A 21648-nucleotide genomic window follows, 5' to 3' on the forward strand; every position below is an offset into this window, starting at 1 on the left:
CGGATCACTCGCCCCGCAGCACTCCCGTGCGGTAGACGGTGCCGCCTCCGCAGCCGCCCTGGAGCCGGGTCTGCGCGACGGGCTGCCCGGACGCCTCCGGGGTGTGCGTGAGGACGACGCTGGTGTCCTCGCCCCCGCCGCCCGGCTCGCCGGAGCCGCCGCCGGCACCGCCGTCGCCGGGGTTGGTGCCGCCGTTGCCGCCGCCGTCGCCGCCGCCGTTGGAGGAGTCCCCGCCGTCGCCGCCCGCTCCCGGATCGGGAACCTCCGGGTCGCCCTGGCTGCCGTCCGGCGTCGGTGCGTTGCCGTTGCAACCGCCCTGCGGCACCCAGGCGAACTTCACGATGTACGCCTGGCCGGGCCGCAGCACCAGATCGTCGGAGGCGGCGGCCGGGTCGCCGAGGCCGGGAGCCGCGTCGCCGGGGGTGTGGTCGACGACGGTGACCCGCGCGCGCTCCGGGCCGCCCTGCACCGAGGCGTTGACCATGCCGCTGCCGTCGACGGTGCACGCGTCGCTGGAGCTGTTGGTGACGGTGAAGCTGCCGTAGACGGTGCCCTGGCCGTCCGGCGCGCCGGCCTGGGCCGTCGCGTTGCTCAGCTGCTCGCGGCCGCAGGAGGGCGCGCTCGCGGAGAGGGTGTCGTCCGGATCGGCGCCGTCCTGGCCGGGGCCGCCGGAGGGCGAGGGGTGGGCGTCACCGCCCCCCTTGCCACCCTTGTCCTTGTCGTGACTCTTGTCGCCCTTGTCCTTGTCGTGGCCCTTGCCCCGGTTGTCGCCGGAGTCGCCCTCGGGGCCGTGCGTCTCGCCGTGGCTGCTGGAGGCCGTCAACGGGTGCTCGTCGTCGCCGATTCCGGGCACGACGCCGCCGTAGAAGAGCGCGGGCACACCGACGACGGCGACCAGCGTCGCGGCCACACCGCCGACCACCGCCTGGCGGCGGTGCGCCCGCCGGGCCGGCACCGCGCGGCGCAGATGGTCGAGGGAGTCGGGCGAGGGTTCGAGGTCGTCGACGCTGTCCTTGAGGAGCCGGCGCAGCGCCTCCTCCTCGGGGTTCAGCCCGGCGTCGTCGTCCAGGGAGATCTCGGCCGGTCCGCCGGGGGCGTCCGCGCCGCCGCCGGGGGCCGGGCCGTCGGACGCGGCGCCGGCGACCGGTGCCGACTGCGCCGGTTCGGCCGCCTCCGGCGCCCGGGACGGCTCCGGCTGCTGCTGCGTGGACGAGCCGTCCGGGCGGGGACGTCCGGCGTCGCGCCCGGGTGCGGAGGAATCCCGCTCCGGGGCTTCCCGCTCCGGGGAATCCGGCTCCGAGGGGTTCTGTGCCGGAGAACCCTGCTCCGGAAGGTTCTGTTCCGGTCCGTTTCCGGACCTCTCCTGTCCGCCGCCCTCCGGGCGGCCCGGGGCCGCGCTCATGACGTGGTCTCCATGGCGGTGCGAAGCGCGGCGATGCCACGCGACCCGTAAGCCTTCACGGAGCCGAGCGAGAGCCCGAGCACCTCGGCCACCTGCGCCTCGGTCATGTCCGCGAAATACCGCAGCACCAGCACCTCCCGCTGGCGCCGCTGCAAGCCGCGCATCGCCTGTATCAACTGATCCCGTTCGAGCTGTTCGTACGCCCCCTCCTCGGCGCTCGCCATGTCGGGCATCGGCTTGGACAGCAGCTTCAGCCCGAGGATGCGGCGGCGCAGCGCGGAGCGGGACAGGTTCACGACCGTCTGCCGGAGATAGGCGAGGGTCTTCTCGGGGTCGCGGACGCGCTTCCGGGCGGAGTGCACCCGGATGAACGCCTCCTGGACGACGTCCTCGCACGAGGCGGTGTCGTCGAGCAGGAGCGCCGCGAGCCCCAGCAGGGACTTGTAGTGGGCGCGGTAGGTCTCGGTCAGATGGTCGACTGTGGTGCCCGCTGCCATCGCGTCGTCAGTGTCCCCACGCTGTCCGTGCAGTCGGGCGGGGCGCGCGGCAGGCCAGGGGGCGATCACGGGCATGCCTCCGGCTGTGGAGCCGACGCGCCCAGGGGCCGTTGCGATTCCGAGTACCTCTGCCACGCCTGTTTGACACGCTTCCCCCCGTCAGGGTTGTACGCGAAAGGCATTGCGCCCCTAAGCACGGTGTATGCCCTCATACGTACCAGCTCTTCCTCGATACCCCGTTGGTTCCGGCCGTCCCGGCCTCCCCGGTGCCCGGGCACGCCAACTCGGTCGTGAAGACGCGCACTTGGGGCCCGGCAGGAGACCGACGATGCCGGAGGCGGACAAAGACGCTCCCCGCCGTCCTGCCGGTTGCAGGGGACGGGGAGCGAATTCTCCGCCGCCGGCGGCCCGCCCGCCAGAGGCCGGTGCCGGCCCGCGGGCGCCGGCGCGCGGGTGTCAGCGGCCGGTGCCGCCGTAGACGACCGCCTCGTCGGAGTCGCTGTCCAGGCCGAACGCCGTGTGCACGGCGCGGACCGCGTCGCCCACGGCCTCCTCGCGCGTCACCACCGAGATCCGGATCTCCGAGGTGGAGATCAGTTCGATGTTCACCGCCGCGTTGGACAGCGCCTCGAAGAACGTCGCCGTGACGCCCGGGTTGGTCTTCATGCCGGCGCCGACGAGCGAGATCTTGGCGATCTGGTCGTCGTAGCGCAGCGAGTCGAAGCCGATGGTGCTCTGCGCCTTCTCCAGCGCGCTGATCGCCCGGCGGCCCTCGGCCTTGGGCAGCGTGAAGGAGATGTCGGTCAGCCCGGTCGAGGCGGCGGAGACGTTCTGCACCACCATGTCGATGTTGACCTCGGAGTCGGCGATCACCCGGAAGATCGCCGCGGCCTCGCCCGGCTTGTCCGGCACACCGACGACCGTCACCTTCGCCTCGGACGTGTCGTGTGCGACACCCGAGATGATCGCCTGCTCCATCGACTCTTCCCCTTGCCCGTCCGGCTTCTCGTTGCTCACCCACGTGCCCTTCAGGCCGGAGAAGGAGGACCGCACGTGGATCGGGATGTTGTAGCGGCGCGCGTACTCGACGCAGCGGTGCAGCAGGACCTTGGAGCCGGAACTGGCCAGCTCCAGCATGTCCTCGAAGGAGATGTTGTCGATCTTCCGGGCCTTCTTGACGACCCGCGGGTCGGCGGTGAACACACCGTCGACGTCCGTGAAGATCTCGCACACCTCCGCGTTCAGCGCGGCGGCCAGCGCGACGGCCGTGGTGTCGGAACCGCCGCGGCCCAGCGTGGTGATGTCCTTGCTGTCCTGCGAGACGCCCTGGAAACCGGCCACGATGGCGATGTTGCCCTCGTCGACCGAGCTCTTGATACGGCCCGGGGTGACATCGATGATCCTGGCCTTGTTGTGGGCGGAGTCCGTGATCAGCCCGGCCTGGCTGCCGGTGAACGACTGCGCCTCGTGACCGAGGGATTTGATCGCCATCGCCAGCAGCGCCATGGAGATGCGCTCCCCTGCGGTCAGCAGCATGTCGAACTCGCGCCCCGAGGCGACCGGAGACACCTCTCCGGCGAGATCGATCAGCTCGTCCGTCGTGTCGCCCATCGCGGAAACCACAACGACAACCTGCTTGCCGTTCTTCTTGGCTTCGACGATCCGCTTGGCGACGCGCTTGATGCCCTCGGCATCCGCAACGGAGGAGCCGCCGTACTTCTGCACGACAAGGCCCACGTGTGCTCGCTCCTCGAATCACTCTCCGGGCCCCTGGCGCTCCGCGCGACGCTGCCCGGCAGTCAGGAGGCCCACTGATGGCTCAGTGTATCGACCGGGCGGGTCCCGGCCCCGCCCAGCCGATCCCCTGCCCGCTGCTTCCGGGGCCACACGGAAACGTGACTGTGCTCACGAGGCTCCGGGCGCTTCCCTGGGCCGCGGACTCTCCCGCGCCCGCCCGGGCTCCCGCCGGAGAGGGCACACCAGGAGATCACCGGCACATCAGCATATGCCCGTACTGTTGTGCCCTTGTTCCGCACCGGCGCCCGACGCTCCGCACCCTGGGGGGACTGCATGGCCATCGACTACGTGAAGCGGCCCGCGCACCGCACGGAGACCACTGCCGGGCCCGACGCCCCGGCGATCCGCCTCGACAAGGTGACCGCCCGAGCGCCGGGCCTGGTCAGCCTGTACAAGAGCGCGCGGGTCTCCCTGGAGAAGGCCGGACTCGCCGGACAGCGCGCCGCCGTCTACCTCGTGCTGGACCGCTCGGGCAGCATGCGCCCCTACTACAAGGACGGCACGGTCCAGCACCTCGCCGAACAGGTGCTCGGGCTCTCCGCCAATCTGGACGACGACGGCATCGTGCCGGTCGTCTTCTTCTCCACCGAGGTCGACGGCACCGCCGAACTGAGCCTCGACGCCTACCAGGACCGCGTCGGAGCGCTGCACGACGCGCTCGGCCACATGGGGCGCACCAACTACCACGTGGCGATGCAGGCGGTCATCGACCACTACACCGCTTCCGGCACCACCGCACCGGGGCTCGTCGTCTTCCAGACGGACGGCGGCCCCACCTCGCGCGCCGCCGCCGAACACGTGCTGTGCACCGCCGCACGGCTGCCGCTGTTCTGGCAGTTCGTGGGCTTCGGCGACACCGACAGCAAGCAGTTCGACTTCCTGCGCAAGCTCGACGAGCTGCCGGCCCCGGGCAAACGGCTCGTCGACAACGCCGGCTTCTTCCCGGCGGGCCACTGCCCCCGGGAACACTCCGACGACGCGCTCTACCGGAACCTGATGTCCGAGTTCCCCTCCTGGCTCCGGGACGCGCGCGCCGCGGGCATCCTGCCGCAGGCCCGGGGCTGAGCCGTGCACCCCTGCCGGGACCCTTCCGTGCCCACCGAAGTGTCCCGGCGGCACACTCGCCGTATGGCTTCCCCGTACACCGCGTCCGCCGGGCATGCGGCGCCCCGCGCGGACGCGGCTCCCGGCACGGCCCCCGATCTGGCCGCCGTCGCCGGGCTGCTGGCGGACGACACCCGTGCCCGGTTCTGTCTCGCCCTGCTCGACGGCCGGGCATGGACCGCCGGCGAACTCGCCCGGCACGCGGGCGTCGCGGCGTCCACGGCCACCTCGCATCTGAACGCGCTCGTGAGGGGCGGCCTGCTCACCGAGGTCCGGCAGGGCCGGCACCGCTACGTCCGGCTCGCCGGGGGCCGGGTCGCCGCCGTCGTCGAGGATCTCGCGGCGCTCGCCCCCGCCCGTGCGACCCCGGTGCGCACCCTCTCCGCCGCGGGCCGCCGCCGCGCCCTCGCCTTCGCCCGCACCTGCTACGACCATCTGGCCGGCACCGTCGGCGTCGCGATCACCGACGCCATGGTGGGGCGCGGACTGCTCGACGACGAACAGGGGTTGAGCCTCACCCCGGACGGCGCCGACTGGCTGGCCGGGCTCGGCATCACCGTGCCGCGCGGCACTCGCCGCCCCGCCGTCCGGCCCTGCCTCGACTGGACCGAACGCCGCACCCATCTCGCCGGGGCCGTCGGCGCCGCGCTGTGCGCCCACGCCCTCGCCGCACGCTGGCTCACCCCGGCCGGCACCGCCCGCGCCCTCGCCCTCACCCCGGACGGGCACACGGCTCTGCGCACCCACCTGGGGCTCGACCTCGGCGCTGCGGCCGGCCCGGCAGCGGGGACGACCGGGGCGCGGCTCAGCCGTTCTTGAGCCCCAGGGGCTCGGCGATCTCCGCGGCCATGACCGCCCCCGCCTCGTCCTCCAGGTCGCCGTTCTCCTGCGCGTCGCTGTCGGTGTCCAGGCCGTTCAGCTCGTCCAGCGGGGTGTCGAGCCGCACATGCGCGACGAGGGACTGGAGGGCGCGCAGCGCCGCCGAAGCGGTCGGGCCCCAGTTCGACAGATAGGAGAACTGCCACCACCACAGGGCCTCGCTGACGCGCCCCGCGCGGTAGTGCGCCATGCCGTGCCGCAGATCGGTGACGACATCGGCGAGGTCGTCGGAGATCCGGCAGGCCACCGGCGCGGAACGCGGCACGTACGGGTCGAAGACCTCGGAGTAGACGTCGACCGGGTCCAGCAGCGCGGCGAGCCGCTCCCGCAGCTCGTCCACGTCCGCCTCGGGTCCGATGTCCGGCTCGTACCGCTCGTCCGGGACGATGTCCTCGTGCGCGCCCAACCGGCCGCCGGCGAGGAGGAGTTGGGAGACCTCCAGCAGGAGATAGGGGACGGCGCTGTCCGGATCGTCCCCCTTGGCGACCTCGGCGACCGAGACGATGAAGCTCTGCACCTGGTCGGAGATCTGGACGGCGAAGTCGTCCGGGCTGTTCGTGATCGTGTTCAGCGTCGCATCGGACATCGGGCAACCTTCTCCCCTTCAGGGCCCCGCGGGGTCGGACGGCTCAGGCGTCGGACCCCGGCACGTCGGGGCGTGGGCACGGGCGGCTGATGACATGCCCCGCGGATGCGGGGAGAGCTCCGGAAAGGAGCCCGGGACAGCGGGGCGGCATTCTGCGGCGCGGACCGTGCCGGCTCCCCGCGGACCCCGCCCGTCTGTGCTTCACCTCACACATCCAGCAGACGCCTCCCCTCGAAGGCCCGCCCCAGGGTGACCTCGTCCGCGTACTCCAGGTCCCCGCCGACGGGCAGCCCACTGGCCAGCCGCGTCACCTTCAGCCCCATCGCGGACACCATCCGCGCGAGGTACGTGGCCGTCGCCTCGCCCTCCAGATTCGGGTCCGTCGCCAGGATCAGCTCGGTCACGGTGCCGTCCGCGAGCCGGGCCAGCAGCTCACGGATGCGCAGATCGTCCGGGCCGACGCCCTCGATCGGGCTGATCGCCCCGCCCAGCACGTGGTACCGGCCGCGGAACTCCCGCGTCCGCTCGATCGCGACGACGTCCTTCGGCTCCTCGACCACGCAGATGACCGCCGGATCACGGCGCGGATCCAGACAGACCCGGCACTGCTCCTCCTGCGCCACGTTCCCGCACACCGAGCAGAACCGGACCTTCTCCTTGACCTCCGTCAGCGCGTGCGCGAGACGGCGCACATCGGCCGGCTCCGCCTGGAGGATGTGGAAGGCGATCCGCTGCGCGCTCTTGGGACCGACGCCGGGCAGCCTGCCCAGCTCGTCGATGAGGTCCTGAACCACGCCCTCGTACACGGATCGCTCCTGCTCCTGTGCTCTGCCGTCCGAGCGCCGCCCGGGGCGCTCCGACTCCTTCGCGCCTTCTGTGTTCCGGCTTCTGTCTTCCGGCTGCTGTGTTCCGTCTGCGTTCCGGCTTCCACGTTCCGGGTTCTGCGTTCCGGTTCTGTGCTTCGGGTTCTGTGCTTCGTCCTGGGGCCGGTCGCGCCTCGGGCCCCGTCTCCGGGTTCCTCGGGGTCCCGGGCCCCCGGGTCCCCGAGAACTTCGGGCTCCTCGCGCTTTCCGCCCGCTCCCGGCGCCCTTGCCACCTGCTCCGGGGCCTGCCGCGCCGGCCCGCCGCACCGCGGACCACCGCTCTCCGTACGGTAGTTGCCCGCACGGCCCCCCCACTAGCCGCCCGACAGGGCCCGGGGACGCGCCCCGGACCCTTCCGGAAACCTCAGAAGGGCAGGCCCGGCATGCCGCCGCCCATGCCCTGCGCGAGCGGCCCGAGCTTGCTCTGCTGTAGCTCCTGCACCGCCTCGTTCGCGTCCCGGACGGCCGCGACGACGAGATCCGCGAGGGTCTCGGTGTCCTCCGGGTCGACCGCCTTCGGGTCGATGACCAGGCCCTGCAACTCTCCCGAGCCGTTCACGGTGGCCTTCACCAGACCACCACCGGCCGTGCCCTCGACGGACGACTCGGCCAGCTCCTGCTGCGCCGTGGCCAGGTCCTGCTGCATCTTCTGTGCCTGCTGCAGCAGCTGCTGCATATCGGGCTGCCCACCACCGGGAATCACGACATCGCTCCTGGCTCGCTCGACGGCTTGTCCGTACTCCGGGATCCGGACCCTGGCGCTCCGGTACACCGGTCCGCCGGGCTCCGCCCCTCGGCTACGAGCCTACGTGCTCACACACGGGTGCCGCTCCGCGCCCGGAGAACCCGAAGAAGCCGGATAACCCGGAGAACCCCGAGAACCCGGAGATCCCCGAGAACTCGGAGAAGCGGCCTCCGGGACCTCCGGCTCCCGGCCCGACGACCGCCCCGGCGCGGTACGGACCCGCACGGCCGGTCTCGTCGGGCCCCCTCCGCGGCGCGCACGGCTCGCTCATGCTTCGAGGCGGCTCACCCGTGGCTCACCACGGCTCACTCGTGCTGGAACTCCTCGATGACCGTCGCGCCCAGCTCGCGCACGATCAGGTCGTGCCCGGACAGGGCGGAGTCGTCCAGATCCGGGTCGTCCTCCGCCGGCATGTCGTCCTCCAGCCCGGCGGATGGCGCTCCACCGGCAGGGCCCGCGCCCCCGCGCTGCGCGGGTGGCTCGGCGCCCGGCCCGGCCTGCGCCCCGTCCGACGGCGCCCCGCCCGACGAGGACGGCGCGGCAGCCGGCGACGGCGCGGCGGCCGGAGCCGACCACTGCTGCGGCCGGCCCGCCTGCGGCTGCTGCGGCGCCGGAGCCTGCGGCGCGGGGGACGGACCCGGCTGCGGCGGAGCGGGCGCGGCCGGAGCCGCCGCCCCCCGCACACCGCCGCCGGGGCCGCCCGAGCCCCCCGGACCGCCCGGCCCCTGGCCACCGCCCGACGGGTCGACGATCGCCTCGACCTTCCACTGGACACCGAGCGCGTCGTGCAGCGCCTGCCGCAGGATCTCGTCACTGCCGCCGTTCGCGAAGCTGTCGCGGGCGCCGGGGTTGGGGAACCCGATCTGCAACGTCGTGCCGTCGAAGCCGACGACCTGCGCGTTCTGGCTGAGCAGGATCCAGGTGAAGCGACGGCGGTTCTTCACGGCCTCCAGGATCTGCGGCCACATCTGCCGCACCTGTGTGGGATCCCCCACCGGCGCCTGGCCCTGGGGCGCGGCGGGGGCCGGCCCGGGGCCGCCCGACGGCGGCGGGCCGCCCGCGGGACCCGCGCCCGCGCCCGGAGCAGCAGGAGCCGTCTGGCCGCCCGTCGGCGCACCGGCGGTCGGCCACGCACCCGGACGACGGCCCGGCTCCCCGCCCGGACCGGAACCACCCGCTCCGGCGCCACTCTGCCCGGCCTGTCCGCTCTGTCCGGCCTGTCCGGCACCCCCCGGGCCGGTGCCGCCCGGCCACGCGCCCGGCCTGCGCCCCGGCTCGGCCGCCGGCTGCGGCGCCGCCTCGGGGGCGCCGCCCGCGGGCGCGCCGCCGGGCGCACCCGGGCCGGCGGACTGCGGCGCGACCTCGGCTGCGCCGGCCACCGGCTGACCGGCAGGCGGCCCCGGCGCGTGAGCGGGCGCAGGCGCAGGCCCGGACGCGGAAGCAGGTGCAGGCCCGGACGCGGAAGCAGGTACGGGCGCGGGCGCCGGAGCAGCGGCGGGGGCCGGGCCCGGAGCCGGGGCGGACTGTGCGCCCATGGCGGCACCCAGCGCCACGCCCCGCTCCAGCCGGTCCAGCCGCGCCTGCACCGAACGCTCGTCGCCGTACGCAGCGGGCAGCAGCACCCGGGCACAGATCAACTCCAGCTGGAGCCGGGGCGAGGTCGCGCCCCGCATCTCCGTCAGCCCGGTGTTCACCAGATCCGCCGCGCGGCTCAGCTCAGCGGCGCCGAACACCTCGGCCTGGGCACGCATCCGCTCGACGACATCGCCCGGGGCGTCGATCAGCGTCTTCTCCACGGCGTCCGGGACCGCCGCGAGGATCACCAGATCCCGCAGCCGCTCCAGCAGATCCGTCACGAAACGGCGCGGATCGTGGCCGCCCTCGATGACGCGGTCCACGATCTCGAACGCCCGGGCGCCGTCCCCCGCCGCGAAGGCGTCCACGATGTCGTCCAGCAGGGCGCTGTCCGTGTACCCCAGCAGCGCCGTGGCCATGGTGTACGTCACACCGTCCGCGCCCGCGCCGGCGAGGAGCTGGTCCATGACCGACATCGAGTCACGCACCGACCCCGCGCCCGCCCGCACGGCGAGCGGCAGCACGGCGTCCTCGACGGGGATGCTCTCGCGCTCACACACCTCGGACAGGTAGTCACGCAGCGTCCCCGGCGGCACGAGCCGGAACGGATAGTGGTGCGTCCGCGACCGGATCGTGCCGATGACCTTCTCCGGCTCCGTCGTCGCGAAGATGAACTTCAGATGCTCCGGCGGCTCCTCGACGACCTTCAGCAGAGCGTTGAAGCCCGCCGGCGTCACCATGTGCGCCTCGTCGACGATGTAGATCTTGTACCGGCTCGACGCCGGGCCGAAGAACGCCTTCTCACGGAGGTCACGCGCATCGTCCACGCCGCCGTGCGAGGCGGCGTCGATCTCGATGACATCGATCGAACCGGGCCCGTTCCGCGCCAGATCGAGGCAGGAGCGGCACTCGCCGCACGGCGTCGGGGTCGGCCCCTGCTCGCAGTTGAGGCAGCGGGCCAGGATCCGCGCGCTCGTCGTCTTGCCGCAGCCGCGCGGGCCGCTGAAGAGATAGGCGTGGTTGACGCGGTTGTTGCGCAGCGCCTGCTGAAGCGGATCGGTTACGTGCTCTTGCCCGATGACCTCTGCGAAGGTCTCGGGCCGGTAGCGGCGGTACAGAGCGAGGGACGACACACCCCCGACGATATAAGGGAGCGGCGACAAGTGACCCGGGCCACGAAAACGCCCCTCACGCACCCGTCAGAGCCGACCTACCCTTGCTGCCTTCCGGCCCTGGGGGAGTTCAGTCGGATAACGCCACGTGAGGGGCTGGCGCCAACACTACCTGATCGCGCACCGCTCGTACGAACCGATCACCGACCCCCCGTCCGAGTTCGCGAGCACCCCCCGGTGTCCTGTACTGTCTTCCGCGGAGGATTCGCCTAGAGGCCTAGGGCGCACGCTTGGAAAGCGTGTTGGGGGCAACCCCTCACGAGTTCGAATCTCGTATCCTCCGCCACAGCCTCACCGGGCTGGAACGTAGGGCCCCACCGGTTCGCCGGTGGGGCCCTCGTCGTTTTTGGGTGCGCGTTGTTGCCTTGAGTTCGCGGGCTGTCGTTCCGGTGCGCGCGGGCGGCGATCCGTCCGTCGGTCTCGTGCGATCCCGCGGCCGTGCCGCCCGGCCGTTCCGTAGTCCCCCGGTCGTCCCGGCGATCATCCCGTGGCATCAGCCGGCCCTGGGGCCGTACGACTTCCGGGCGGTCCCGCGCGGGCGGGAAGGGTGATGTGCCGTGGGCGTCGGGCGGGTCACGATCGGCGGGATCACGGAGCCCTTGGGCCGGGTCCGTTCCGACGTCGCCCCCGGGCCTCGTGTGTGACCGGAGCTGGACGAGACGCAGGAGGACTGATGATCAAGCGCGGCAAGGCGGCACTGTGCGCGGTGGCGGGGGCGGTCACGCTCACCATGGCGGTGGCACCGCAGGCTTCGGCCATCATCGGGGGGCACGACGCCACGTCGCCGTACCCGTTCATGGCGAGCGTGCAGAAGGACGGCCACCACTACTGCGGAGCTTCGCTGATCAAGCGGGACTGGCTCGTGACCGCCGGGCACTGCACGGTGGGCGTCGAACCGCAGCAGCTGACCGTGCGGATCGGCGACCCGGATCGTAGGAAGGGTGCCGAGGCGAAGGTCACCAAGATCGTCGCGCACCCGGACTTCTCCTACGAGCCGTTCCGCGACGACGTGGCCGTGATGAAGCTGGACCACCCCGTGGACGCGCAGCCCGTCAAGCTGGCCGACTCCGCGCCGACGGGTACCGAGACCCGGATCCTGGGCTGGGGGATGACCTGCGAGGACGGCAACGAGTGCCCGGACCCGCCGATCCGCTTGCAGGAGCTGGACACCGAGATCGTCCCCGGCGACCGGTGCAGCGAGAACTTCAACAAGGACAACGAGCTGTGCACCGACAGCCCCGTCGAGAACGCCCAGGCGTGCGTGCTCGACTCCGGCGGGCCGCAGATCAAGGGCCGTCCCGGGCGGTGGGAACTGGTCGGGGCGACCAGCCGCGACGGCGACGCCGATCCGAAGTGCGCCACCGGGCCCGGCATCTACACCGACCTGACCGCCCACCGCGACTGGATCGAGCGGACCACCGCCGACGGGAAGTGAGCCCGCCGGTCGGGGACTTGGCGTCGTCACCGTGCCGGTGTGCGGGGCGTGGCGGGCGCTGACCGGCGGGGAATTTTTCTTCCGCAGCTGTGAACTTTTCCGTTCCGCCGGGCATCGAACCTCGGTGTCCGCCCCGGTTGCCGCCGCCACTGCCCCCGCGAAGGCGGCGGCGGTCGGGTGCGGGCGTGATCTTGAGGCGGGCGCGGGTCGTGCGGGCCGCCGTTCGGCGAACGGAGTTCCATGCGTGCGAGAAGTTCGGTCATAGGCAAGACAGTTGCCGCCGTCGCGGCAGGCGGTGCGCTGATCGGCGTCACCCCGCTCGTCGCGGGGGCCGTCACCTCCGACAGCAAGCCGGCGCCGTCGGTCGCGGCCAAGGGCGCGACGCTGGTCGACGGGGAGAGCGGCACGTCGCTGTTCGACAAGGAGGGCGGCACGGCGCGGCCCATCGCGAGCACGACGAAGATCATGGTCGCGTCGGTCGTCCTCGACGAGGAGAAGCTCGATCTCCAGCAGAAGGTTCCCGTGCAGCAGGCGTACCGCGACTACGTCACGGAGCACCACGCCAGCACGGCCGACCTTCAGACCGGCGACAAGCTCACCGTGCAGCAGCTATTGTACGCCGCGCTGCTGCCCTCCGGCGCGGACGCCGCGTACGCGCTCGCCGACACCTTCGGTGACGGGGACAGCCGGGCCGAGCGGGTGCGTTCCTTCGTCTCACAGATGAACGCGAAGGCGCGTGAACTACAGCTGAAGAAGACGAAGTTCACGACGTTCGACGGTACGGGCGAGGACGTCAGCACCCCCGACGAGCTGGCGAAGCTGGCCGGACACGCCATGCAGAAGCCGCTCTTCCGCAAGGTCGTCAAGACCAAGGAGTTCAAGGGCGAGGCGCCGGCGGCCAACGGCCGTACCCGGTACTACACCTGGAACAACACCAATCAGCTGCTCGGTGCCTACGACGGCGCGATCGGCATCAAGACGGGCACCACCAGCAAGGCCGGTGAGTGCCTGGTGTTCGCGGCGAAGCGGGGCGACAAGAGCCTCGTCGGCACCGTGCTCAACAGCAAGGACCGCTACAAGGACGCGGCCAAGCTGCTCGACCACGGCTTCGGCTCCGACGACGCGAAGGACCTGAAGATCCGGAAGCTGCCGTCGGACACGCAGCAGGACTGACACGGCCTTTGCCCAGTGGGCGTTCACGGGAGGGCCACCGTGTCCCCCGTGGCCGTGGCCCTCCCTGTGAACTTCCCCGTGTTCCCCCGTGACCGGTGCACGCCCCGGCAGCACCACGGCGCCGAAGCCGCTGTGCAGCTGTACTGCTGTGCAGCTGTGCAGCTGTGCAGCTGTGCAGCTGTAGCCGCCGCAGCAGCTGTGGCCGCTGTGCTGCTGTCGGGCGTTCCCGGCATGTCTCCACCATGGCGGTGGTCCGGCGGGCCGGGAACCTGGCAACTGTCAGGGTGCTCCGCCGGCGTCCGGGCGGCGCGGGGCGGGTGTGCGGTGCAGCACCGCCAGCAGGACGCCGGTGAGCAGGGCGAGGACCGCGCCCGCGCCGAGGAGGACCGGCGGGTCGAACGGTCCGCTGAGCAGCGTGACGACGTACGGGGCGAACATCCCGGTGTAGGCGAGCGTCCAGAAGTGGGCCGTGAGGCGGGCCAGCCGGTCGGGCGGGGCGAGCGCCGCGACCCTGGTGAGGCCGTAGGAGAGCGCGAGGCCGTATCCCGCGCCGAGCACGGCGGCGGCCAGCAGGGCGAGGGCCGGTCCGTGGGCCGCCGCGGCGAGGGTGGCGAGGACGGCGAGGACGAGGCCGAGCGCGATCGTCACCAGGGCGGCGAGCGCGGGGGCCAGGGGGTGCCGGGCCGCCAGCCGTCGTCCGGGCGGCTGGGCGAGGAGCCCGCTGCCGGGGACGACGGCGGTGGCGAGGCCCGCGTACACGGTCCGCCAGCCGTCCAGTCCGCCGTCGACGAGCCCGGGCAGGGTGGCGAAGCCGATGGTCGGGGCGGCGAACACCCAGGGCGCGAGCGGCAGTACGGACCGGGCGAAGGAGTGGCGCGGCCGCTCGTGCGGGCGGGGCCCGGTGGGCCCGGTGGGCACGGCGTGCTGCCGGGGCGCCGGGGCCGCGGGGCCCGGGCCGTCCGGGTGCGGCGGCTCCGGGGGACGGCCAGGGGCGCAGCCAGGGGCGTGACCAGGGGCGTGACCAGGGGTGCGGCCGGTGGCGCGGCCGGGCAGGGTTTCGGGCGCGGGGAGGGCTGCCACGCCGGCGGCGAGGGTCAGAGCCAGGTGCGGGAGGTAGGCGGTCACCATCGGGTGCGGCGCCCACTGGGCGATGAGCGCGGCGACGAGGCCGCCGGTCGCGAAGCCGCCGGAGACGAACAGTCCGGCGCGGCGGGCGGCGGTGTGCTCCGCCGCACCGGCGGACAGTTCCTTGATCCACGCGCTGCCCGCTGCGAGCAGCGCACCGGCGCTCACTCCGGTGACGAAGCGGCCGGCCAGCAGCCACGCCGGGTGCGCGGCGCCCACCATCAGCATGCAGGTCGACAGCAGGTTGAGAGCGAGCGCGAGCAGGGCCACGGGGCGGCGTCCGGTCCGGTCGGCCAGTGGGCCGCCCAGCAGCAGGCCGGGGGCGAGCCCGACGACGTAGAGCGCGAAGAGGCCGGTCACGGTGGACTCGGACAGTCCGGATTCCGTGCGGTAGGCGCCGAGGAGCGCGGAGAACTGGTTGCCGCTCCAGCCGGACGCCAGCATGATCCAGGCGGCGCGGATGCCGTGGCGGCCGGTGCCGGAGGCGGATCCGGGCCCGGAGACCGGGCCGCTGCCGGAGGCGGAACCGGCGGCGGAGTCAGGGCCCGTGCCGGGGCCGGGACCGGGTGCTGCTGTGCCGGGTTCGGGGGCCGGGCCGGGGGGCACGGCGGACGACGGCGCGGAGGGCGGGCACGGTCTGTCCGGCGGGGTGGGGGCGCGGGGAGTCATGGTGCAGTCCTACGGCCGCGGAGGGGGAGCGCGCCGCACGGCTTCACGAATCGTGAACGCCTGGCCCTTGCGCCGGGGGCCGGTCGTACGCTGGAGACCATGCCTGTGGATCTCCGACTGCTGTCCTCCTTCCTGGCGGTCGTCGAAGAGGGCCACTTCGCACGGGCCGCCGCGCGGCTGTTCCTGTCCCCTCCGGCCGTCACCCAGCATGTGCGGCGCCTGGAGTCGGACCTGGGCACACGGCTGCTCACCCGGAGCAGCCCGGTGGTGCCGACGCCCGCCGGCGAACGGCTGGCCGGTCACGCGCGGGCGCTGCTACAGGCGGCCGACGCGGCGGTGGACGACGTGTGCGAGCTGGTGGAGGCAGGCCGTCCGGGGAGCCGGAGGAAGCCGCAGCGGCCGCTGCGGGTCGGCATCATGGGGCACGGTTCGGCCGAGCTGACCCCCGCCGCGATCAACGCCTACCGGCGGGCCCGCCCCGAGGTGCCGGTACGCATCCGCCAGCTGGACTTCACCGAGCACGCGACGGCGCTCGTCGAGGACCGGGTGGACGTCGCCTTCGTCCGCCCGGTGCCGGGGGACGAGCGGGTACGGGCCGATGTGCTGACGACCGAGCAGCGCATCGTCGCGGTGCACGCCCGTACGTCCCTGGCCGACGCGGCCGCCACCGGCGCCACCCTCGCCGACGTGGCGGAGCTGCCGTTCTTCCGCGTCCCCGGGCACACGCCCCGACCGTTCACCGAGTACCTGTACTTCGGGCAGGTGGGGGACGGGGCCGGGCGCCGCAGCGCCGACTGCGCCGTGACGCCGCAGGAGGTGCTCACGGGGGTGGTGACCGGGCGGGCGGCCGGGTCCGGGCTGAAGTCCTTCGCGCGCTACTACGCCTGGCCGGGCGCGGTGTTCGTCCCGGTGCTGGACGCGCCCTGGGAGAGCAGCTATCTGGCGGTGCGCGCGGGCGACGACGATGCGGAGGTCCGGATCTTCCGCGCCCTCACGCTGGCGCTGGTCCGGGACGCCGGGCAGTACCTCGCACCCGACCCCGGGGTGGTCACCGGCGGGGCCCGGGCGGCGGACGTCCGACGGTAGGCCGGACGCGAGACCGGGCGGCAGGCCGGGCGGCCCGGCGTCCGCGCGCCGGGGATCCGACGAGGGGTGCCCGTGGCGGCCCGCACCACCGGCGTGCGCGCCCAACTCGCCCGCGCCGCAACGGCGTTACGGCTTCCCCCGACGGGTGGGTGATGCCCGCACCTTCCTGCCGACGGGGAGAACCGCTCCTACAGTGCCGTGCATGACCGACATGTCCTGAAGGTCTGCTCTCACCCTTCGGCTACTGAGAGAGGAACCCCATGCGCTCGATGCGCTCCACCCTGCTCGGTAAGGGCGCCGTGGCCGCCGTCGCCACCGCCTGCATGCTGCTCCCCGTCGCGCCCGCGGCGGCCTCGGCCGACCGCGCCCCGCAGCGCGGCCCGTCGGCCGACGGCCGGGCCGCCCCGCGCCTGGACGGCACGGCGGCACGGCAGGCCGCCGTCTGCAAGGACGCCCGCCAGATCGGCTCCACCGGCTACATCAAGCGGTCCGGTTCGACGATCGGCTCCGTCAAGCTCTACCACTCGAAGCGGTGCAACCTGTACTACGGCTACCTGTGGGTGTGGCAGAGCTTCCGCAACCAGCATCCCGTCTACGACACGAACGTCGGCGTCTCCGTCCGCGGCCACCTCCAGGGCGCGCGCACGTTCCACAACACGAAGGCACAGGAGTTCTGGTCCGACGGGGTACGTGCCTCCGGGTGCGTGTCCGCGCGCGGCGCCATCCGCGCCCCCAAGGACACCAAGTGGAGCTACGCCTACTCGGGCCGTGCCTGCTGACAGCTGACCGTGCCTGCTGACAGCTGACGTCTGCCGAACTCGCGGACGCCCGTCGGCATCTGCTGATGCCCGCCGACGTCCGACTGGTCTCTGCCGACGTCTCCCGTACGCACGGCGCCCGCCGGGGCCCCGGCCGCATCCCCGCGGCCGGGGCCCCGGTGCGTGCGGCGGGGCGGTCGGAACAGCGCCCCGGGGAGAAAGGGCGGCCGGAACGGCCCGGCGGCTGCGTGGACCCGGCAGCGGGACGGCCCGGAATCCTGCCGTGACCCTGACGCTTACGGTCTTGACATCCGCGGAAGGCGTCCCCCCACACACCGCAAGACCCGGGTACGGCCGCCGGCGGTACCCGGCACAAGGAAGGGGGGACCCTATGGCACGGGGTCCGCGGGACACACGCAGTGCTCGCGAAAGCGTGCGCAGAGCCGCGCAGGCCGTCGCCTCCGGCGGCAGCGCGCGCGAGGCCGCCGAGGAGGAGGTGCGCCGCCGCGCAGGGCACGGCGATCCGGGACAGCAGGGCCAGGGCGGGCAGCGGCGCGAGGACGGCATGGACCCGTCCGACTTCCCCGCCGCACGCGAACAGGGCGGCTCCATCGAGACGCTCATGGAGCAGAAGTCCGTCCCGCTGGACGACGCGGGCGAGGAGCTGAACCACAGCGGCCAGAGCCGCGAGGGCCTTCAGCAGGTGCACACCATCTGCCCGATGGTGATGCCGCGCGGCCGCTCGTTCCTCAGCATGCTGCCGGTGTCGCTGCTGCTGGTGATCGGCGTGGTGGGCACGGTGATCACCTCGCTGACGTCCTCGTTCACGGACGGCAGCGCCTGGACGAACCCGCTGTTCGGCGTGCACTACTGGGTGCTGGCGCTGGGCGCCGTGGCCTTCGTGTGGTGGCGGCAGGGCATGGTGATGGTCCCGGACGGCTGCCAGGCGCTGATCACCCGCTTCGGCAAGCTCGAACAGGTGGTGGGCCCGGGCCGGGTGATCCTGCTCAACCCGTGGAAGCGCGTCTCGTACATCGTCAACACCACGCGCGAGTACCCGTTCAACGCACCCGTGCGGGAGGCGCCGACCCGGGGCGGGGTGAAGGCGTCCATCGACCTGTTCATCCAGTTCCGCATCAGCGACCCGGTCGAGTTCGTCTACACGCTCGGTGCGGTGCGCGGCTTCGAGGAGAAGCTGGGCAACGCCGTCAGCGAGACGATCCGCAGCCTCATCTACGAGCAGGAGGCCGCCGGGATCTACGACATGGTGGGCGAGGACACGGGACGGCTGCTGGGGCAGCTGAACCAGCAGTTCCGGCCAGCGGTCGAGCTGACGAACGCCAACATCACCCACGCCGAGCCCTCCGACCGCGGCTACCGGATGGACCTGGCGTCGCCCGAGATGGTGCGCGTCGCCAAGGAGGCGTACACCCACGAGTACGAGTTGCAGCTGCGCAAGGAACAGGACGAGGGTGATCTGAGCAAGGAACTGGCCACGCGGCAGGAGGAACTGTCCGCGATCCAGGCCGAGATCGCCCAGCACCAGGCACAGATGGACACCGCCGTCGAGCGGGAGACCAACCGTGCCGAGGCGCTCGCCCGGCAGCGCTATGTGCAGGCCGAGTCGGAGGCGAAGGCGAACGCGGCACTGCTGGAGGCGCAGGCCCTGGACATCCGCGCGGTGACGGCGGCCGAGGCCCCCGAGATCCTGGAGTACCGCTACGAACAGCAGGTGCTCGACACCCTGGAGCAGGTCGCCGACCATCTGCCGCGGCTGATCCGGGTCGGCGGCGACGGCGCGGCGGACGGCGCGGCCGGCGTCGACTTCCTCGCCCTGGCCAGGGAGCTGGTGGGCGAGCGGGACACCGAGCTGTTCTCCGCGCAGGACGTGACCGCCGTCCGCGAACGGCTCGCCGAGGTCGCCGCGCGCATCGAGGAGCGCGAGGCGGAGATCAGCGCCCTGCGCGAGGCCGAGCGCCCGACCGTCCCGGCCGCCGGCCCGGACGGCACAGGCGGTGCAGTCCGCACAGACGGCACAGACGGCGCAGACGGCCCGGGCAGCCCGGGCAGCACAGCCGGTGCCTTCCCGGACGGCGCAGACGGCGCCTTCGGCGGGGACAGCGTGGACAGCCAGTACGGGGAGGCCGGTCAGTGAGCAGCGCACGTACGAACCACAGGTCCGTCATCACGGAGGAGGTGGCCCCCTGGGGCGACATCCCGCAGCTGCTGCGGGGCGGTGAGGCCGGCACGCTCGTGCCGGTGATCATCCCCCGGCACCGGCGCCGTGTGTGGTGGATGGTCCCGTTCTGGCTGGGACTGCTCTCGCTGTCCGCCGGTGTCATGGCGGCCGTCCGGGACGACGGCGGGGCCGCCGGCGCGGCCTGGGGCGTCTTCGCCGTCGTCGGCTACCTCCTGGGGCTGGCGTTCCTGCTGGCGGGCGCCCTGTGGTGGTGGCGCTCGTCCATCGTCGAGATCGAGCAGGGCACCACGGGCATCCTCACCCGCTACGGCGCCATCACCCGCACCCTCGACCCGGGCCGGCACTATCTGTGGCACCCGTGGTCCCGTGTGGACTTCGTGGTCGACACCGCCACCGAGATCCCCTACTCGGCGCCCGTCGTGGCCTGCCCCACGCAGGAGAACGTGCCGCTGCGCGCCATCGACTTCTTCCTCAAGTTCCGGATCACCGACGCGGTGCTGTTCGTCCGCACGATCGGCGCCGGCAACTTCGACCTGGTGCTCTCCAGCGCCGTCCAGGACGCCATCCGGCAGCGCGGCCGCCGGGTGCGCACCGAGCGCGCCTACGATCTGCGCGGCTCCGACGTCGCCGACATGCAGGACCTGCTCAACCGCCAGCTGTCCCGCTACGGCGTCCGCATCACCGGCGCCAACATCCCCGATGTGCAGCTGCCCACGCAGTACCAGCAGCACCTGGCGACACGGGAGCGCGTCGCCAAGGAGCGCACCGCCTACGAGCAGGAGTGGGGCCTGACCCGCAAGCGCCGTATCGACAGCCTCCAGATGGACATCGAGCGGGCGAAGAAGGTCCGGGACGCCCGGCTCGTCGAGGTCAAGGCGGCGCTGAACAAGGCACGCGAAGAGGTCGCCCAGCTGCTGGAGCAGCAGGAGACGCAGGCGCAGAAGGTGCGGTTCGAGATCGAGACGCGGGGCCGCAGCGGGCTGATCGCCGCCGAGAACGAGGCGCGGGCACAGCGCCGGCTCGCCCAGGCGTACCGGGACAACCGGGCCGTCCTGCAATACGAGTTGGCGCGCCGGCGGCTCGACGTCGGTGCGGCGCTGGCGGGACGGGCACCGCGTCCGGTCGTGCTGCGCACGGACGGCGGCAGCGGTGACACGTCCGCGCTGTCGACGCTGCTGGCCGCCCAGCTGCTGCCCGGGCTCTCCGGGGCCTCCGGAGCGTCCGGGCTGCCCGCGGGCCGGACCGGCTCCGGCCCGGGTTCCGGTACACGTTCCGCCGGGTCCGCCGTGGAGGACGCCGTGTCCGAGGTCTGGCCCCGCAACTAGGGTCTGCACCCCGTCACTTGGGGCCGAGCCGGAGCCCTCCGGATCGCGCGGGCATGCGAACGCCCCGCTCTCGTAGGGGAGCGCGAGCGGGGCGTTCGGTCCGGGGCCGGGCGCGGGGGCGGCGCGGGGGCGTACGGCGGAAGGGTCCGCGGCGCTCCGCCGGTTCTCCGCGCGCGGCGGTCTCAGGCGCCGGAGCCGGGGGCGAGCGGGCCGATCTTGGGAACCGACGCCTTGCCCGTGTTGGTGACCGGAGTGTCGTTCCACGGCACCTTGAGCGAGGTCGTCTGGTTCGGCGGCGTGATCTCCACCGTGGCGGGCGTGACCGTCGTGACGCCGGTCATCTCCGGGTTGGACCAGGTCAGCGGCGCCCAGGCGCTGTTGCCCGGCGCCAGCCGCACCGTGGTCCGGGCGCCGCCCATCCGGTGCGGGTCGAAGGAGACCTGCTCGCCCGCGCCGTCGAGGAAGGCCATGCCCGGGTAGCCGCGCACGGTGCAGGTCTTGCCGGAGCGGTTCGTCAGGACCAGCGAGAAGTTCTGCTGCCCGGCGCCGGGATGGTTGGGTCCGACCGAGGCCCGCAGATCGCCCGTCGTGCAGGCGGCCGGACCGCCGGCCCCTGATCCGCCCCCGTCGTCACCGGAGCCCCCGGCCGTGCCGGACGACGGAGTGGCGGACGCGCCGGACTCGGAGGAGCCCGAGGCGGACCCGCCGCCCGCCTCGGTGCCCGAACCGTCCGCGCCGGAGCCGCCGTCCTTGCTGCCCGACGGCTTGGCCGACGCCTCGCCCGCGTCCCCGCCCGCGGGGGCCGCACCACCCGACACCTTGCGCGGTGCCGCGTCGCCCGAGCCCTCGGGGTCGCCGCAGCCGGTGAGCAGCACACCGGCGGCGAGCAGCGCGGTCGAGGCGACGGCGAACCGTGCGGCACGGGACCGGGCGCGGGAGCGCGGGACACCCGACGACGGGACACCCGACGAGAGAAGCGGGTCGCCCTGTGGTCCGGACGTCCCCCCGTGCACGTCCGCGGCCGTCGGCGGGCGTCCCGTGGTGCCGTGCTGCTGTGTCATGACGCCGTCACTCCTCGCTCGTCCGTGGCGCGGTTGGTCGGGCCGCGCCGGCTGCCGCACGGGCCCGCCGCGGCGTCCCGGTGCAACCGGCTTCCCCACCAGCCTGCCCGGGCCCGTACACAGCATTCGATGGCCCAGGACGGAAGAAAGTTCACGGCCGGACCGGACGGATTTCCCGGATTCCCCGGAGCCCGGC

Annotated in this window: 17 protein-coding genes, 1 tRNA gene and 1 other RNA gene; 9 read left to right on the forward strand and 10 right to left on the reverse strand. The window is 73.3% G+C overall.

Features of this window, described 5'->3' with window-relative positions:
- Positions 1–4: 4 nt before the first annotated feature.
- The 3 genes from SCA03_RS14225 to SCA03_RS14235 form a co-directional block, all read right to left on the reverse strand.
- Complete coding sequence (locus SCA03_RS14225) at positions 5–1402, reverse strand: DUF4232 domain-containing protein (RefSeq protein ID WP_107428936.1); 1398 nt, start codon at positions 1400–1402, stop codon at positions 5–7.
- Positions 1399–1974, reverse strand: coding sequence for a SigE family RNA polymerase sigma factor (locus tag SCA03_RS14230; protein WP_030883165.1), 576 nt, complete (start codon positions 1972–1974; stop codon positions 1399–1401). Before SCA03_RS14230 ends, SCA03_RS14225 begins: the two co-directional genes overlap by 4 nt.
- A 381-nt stretch (positions 1975–2355) precedes the next feature.
- Positions 2356–3636, reverse strand: coding sequence for an aspartate kinase (locus SCA03_RS14235; protein WP_030883167.1), 1281 nt, complete (start codon positions 3634–3636; stop codon positions 2356–2358).
- A gap of 333 nt (positions 3637–3969) precedes the next feature.
- On the opposite strand from SCA03_RS14235, the gene SCA03_RS14240 reads away from it, so the two are divergent.
- Positions 3970–4761 carry a VWA domain-containing protein gene (locus SCA03_RS14240; protein WP_030883170.1) on the forward strand — a complete coding sequence of 264 codons (792 nt, stop codon included), beginning with the start codon at positions 3970–3972 and terminating at the stop codon, positions 4759–4761.
- 63 nt (positions 4762–4824) lie between these two features.
- Positions 4825–5619: an ArsR/SmtB family transcription factor gene (locus SCA03_RS14245; protein WP_078873366.1), complete on the forward strand. Its 795-nt coding sequence runs from the start codon at positions 4825–4827 to the stop codon at positions 5617–5619.
- Here the strand turns inward: SCA03_RS14245 and SCA03_RS14250 are convergent.
- The 5 genes from SCA03_RS14250 to ffs form a co-directional block, all read right to left on the reverse strand.
- Complete coding sequence (locus SCA03_RS14250; protein WP_030883175.1) at positions 5606–6265, reverse strand: DUF5063 domain-containing protein; 660 nt, start codon at positions 6263–6265, stop codon at positions 5606–5608. The genes SCA03_RS14245 and SCA03_RS14250 overlap by 14 nt on opposite strands.
- A 206-nt stretch (positions 6266–6471) precedes the next feature.
- Positions 6472–7071 carry a recombination mediator RecR gene (recR, locus tag SCA03_RS14255; RefSeq protein ID WP_030883177.1) on the reverse strand — a complete coding sequence of 200 codons (600 nt, stop codon included), beginning with the start codon at positions 7069–7071 and terminating at the stop codon, positions 6472–6474.
- Positions 7072–7492: 421 nt separating this feature from the next.
- The gene (locus SCA03_RS14260; protein WP_078873378.1) at positions 7493–7831 is read right to left on the reverse strand and encodes a YbaB/EbfC family nucleoid-associated protein; all 339 of its coding nucleotides are present in this window, start codon (positions 7829–7831) and stop codon (positions 7493–7495) included.
- Between the two features lie 347 nt (positions 7832–8178).
- Positions 8179–10581 (reverse strand): DNA polymerase III subunit gamma and tau, encoded by a 2403-nt coding sequence (locus SCA03_RS14265; RefSeq protein WP_141275411.1) that lies wholly within the window; start codon positions 10579–10581, stop codon positions 8179–8181.
- A gap of 44 nt (positions 10582–10625) precedes the next feature.
- An RNA gene (gene ffs, locus SCA03_RS14270) (signal recognition particle sRNA small type) lies at positions 10626–10720 on the reverse strand.
- A 98-nt stretch (positions 10721–10818) separates the two neighbouring features.
- On the opposite strand from ffs, the gene SCA03_RS14275 reads away from it, so the two are divergent.
- The 3 genes from SCA03_RS14275 (at position 10819) to SCA03_RS14285 (ending at position 13228) form a co-directional block, all read left to right on the forward strand.
- A tRNA-Ser gene (locus SCA03_RS14275) sits at positions 10819–10906 on the forward strand.
- A 387-nt stretch (positions 10907–11293) separates the two neighbouring features.
- Positions 11294–12055: a S1 family peptidase gene (locus SCA03_RS14280; RefSeq protein ID WP_086818141.1), complete on the forward strand. Its 762-nt coding sequence runs from the start codon at positions 11294–11296 to the stop codon at positions 12053–12055.
- 240 nt (positions 12056–12295) lie between these two features.
- Positions 12296–13228 carry a D-alanyl-D-alanine carboxypeptidase family protein gene (locus tag SCA03_RS14285; protein ID WP_086818140.1) on the forward strand — a complete coding sequence of 311 codons (933 nt, stop codon included), beginning with the start codon at positions 12296–12298 and terminating at the stop codon, positions 13226–13228.
- 279 nt (positions 13229–13507) lie between these two features.
- Here the strand turns inward: SCA03_RS14285 and SCA03_RS14290 are convergent, their stop codons facing one another.
- Positions 13508–15022 carry an MFS transporter gene (locus SCA03_RS14290; RefSeq protein ID WP_230988669.1) on the reverse strand — a complete coding sequence of 505 codons (1515 nt, stop codon included), beginning with the start codon at positions 15020–15022 and terminating at the stop codon, positions 13508–13510.
- Positions 15023–15121: 99 nt separating this feature from the next.
- Here SCA03_RS14290 and SCA03_RS14295 point away from each other — a divergent pair, with 99 nt between their 5' ends.
- The 4 genes from SCA03_RS14295 to SCA03_RS14310 all read left to right on the forward strand — a co-directional run bounded on the left by SCA03_RS14295 (position 15122) and on the right by SCA03_RS14310 (position 20391).
- Positions 15122–16108 (forward strand): LysR family transcriptional regulator, encoded by a 987-nt coding sequence (locus SCA03_RS14295; protein ID WP_212767766.1) that lies wholly within the window; start codon positions 15122–15124, stop codon positions 16106–16108.
- Between the two features lie 260 nt (positions 16109–16368).
- Positions 16369–16887, forward strand: a complete 519-nt coding sequence (locus tag SCA03_RS14300; RefSeq protein ID WP_051846015.1) for a hypothetical protein — start codon at positions 16369–16371, stop codon at positions 16885–16887.
- A gap of 370 nt (positions 16888–17257) precedes the next feature.
- Positions 17258–19021 (forward strand): SPFH domain-containing protein, encoded by a 1764-nt coding sequence (locus SCA03_RS14305; protein ID WP_086818185.1) that lies wholly within the window; start codon positions 17258–17260, stop codon positions 19019–19021.
- On the forward strand, positions 19018–20391 hold the full coding sequence (locus SCA03_RS14310) for an SPFH domain-containing protein (RefSeq protein WP_030887190.1): 1374 nt from the start codon (positions 19018–19020) through the stop codon (positions 20389–20391). The genes SCA03_RS14305 and SCA03_RS14310 overlap by 4 nt, the downstream gene beginning before the upstream one ends.
- A 182-nt stretch (positions 20392–20573) precedes the next feature.
- Here SCA03_RS14310 and SCA03_RS14315 read toward each other — a convergent pair whose 3' ends face one another.
- The gene (locus SCA03_RS14315; protein WP_078873837.1) at positions 20574–21452 is read right to left on the reverse strand and encodes a DUF4232 domain-containing protein; all 879 of its coding nucleotides are present in this window, start codon (positions 21450–21452) and stop codon (positions 20574–20576) included.
- Positions 21453–21648 lie beyond the last annotated feature (196 nt).

It is taken from the genome of Streptomyces cacaoi (assembly GCF_006539165.1).
Taxonomy (GTDB): Bacteria; Actinomycetota; Actinomycetes; order Streptomycetales; family Streptomycetaceae; genus Streptomyces; species Streptomyces cacaoi.

Bases quoted from the DNA above. Each gene is read 5' to 3' on its own strand.
- SCA03_RS14250 (WP_030883175.1), bottom strand. From the start codon at position 6,265: ATGTCCGATGCGACGCTGAACACGATCACGAACAGCCCGGACGACTTC.
- SCA03_RS14240 (WP_030883170.1), top strand. From the start codon at position 3,970: ATGGCCATCGACTACGTGAAGCGGCCCGCGCACCGCACGGAGACCACT.
- SCA03_RS14230 (WP_030883165.1), bottom strand. From the start codon at position 1,974: ATGCCCGTGATCGCCCCCTGGCCTGCCGCGCGCCCCGCCCGACTGCAC.
- SCA03_RS14300 (WP_051846015.1), top strand. From the start codon at position 16,369: ATGCGCTCGATGCGCTCCACCCTGCTCGGTAAGGGCGCCGTGGCCGCC.
- SCA03_RS14245 (WP_078873366.1), top strand. From the start codon at position 4,825: ATGGCTTCCCCGTACACCGCGTCCGCCGGGCATGCGGCGCCCCGCGCG.
- SCA03_RS14295 (WP_212767766.1), top strand. From the start codon at position 15,122: ATGCCTGTGGATCTCCGACTGCTGTCCTCCTTCCTGGCGGTCGTCGAA.
- SCA03_RS14290 (WP_230988669.1), bottom strand. From the start codon at position 15,022: ATGACTCCCCGCGCCCCCACCCCGCCGGACAGACCGTGCCCGCCCTCC.
- SCA03_RS14315 (WP_078873837.1), bottom strand. From the start codon at position 21,452: ATGACACAGCAGCACGGCACCACGGGACGCCCGCCGACGGCCGCGGAC.
- SCA03_RS14285 (WP_086818140.1), top strand. From the start codon at position 12,296: ATGCGTGCGAGAAGTTCGGTCATAGGCAAGACAGTTGCCGCCGTCGCG.
- SCA03_RS14225 (WP_107428936.1), bottom strand. From the start codon at position 1,402: ATGAGCGCGGCCCCGGGCCGCCCGGAGGGCGGCGGACAGGAGAGGTCC.
- SCA03_RS14280 (WP_086818141.1), top strand. From the start codon at position 11,294: ATGATCAAGCGCGGCAAGGCGGCACTGTGCGCGGTGGCGGGGGCGGTC.
- SCA03_RS14305 (WP_086818185.1), top strand. From the start codon at position 17,258: ATGGCACGGGGTCCGCGGGACACACGCAGTGCTCGCGAAAGCGTGCGC.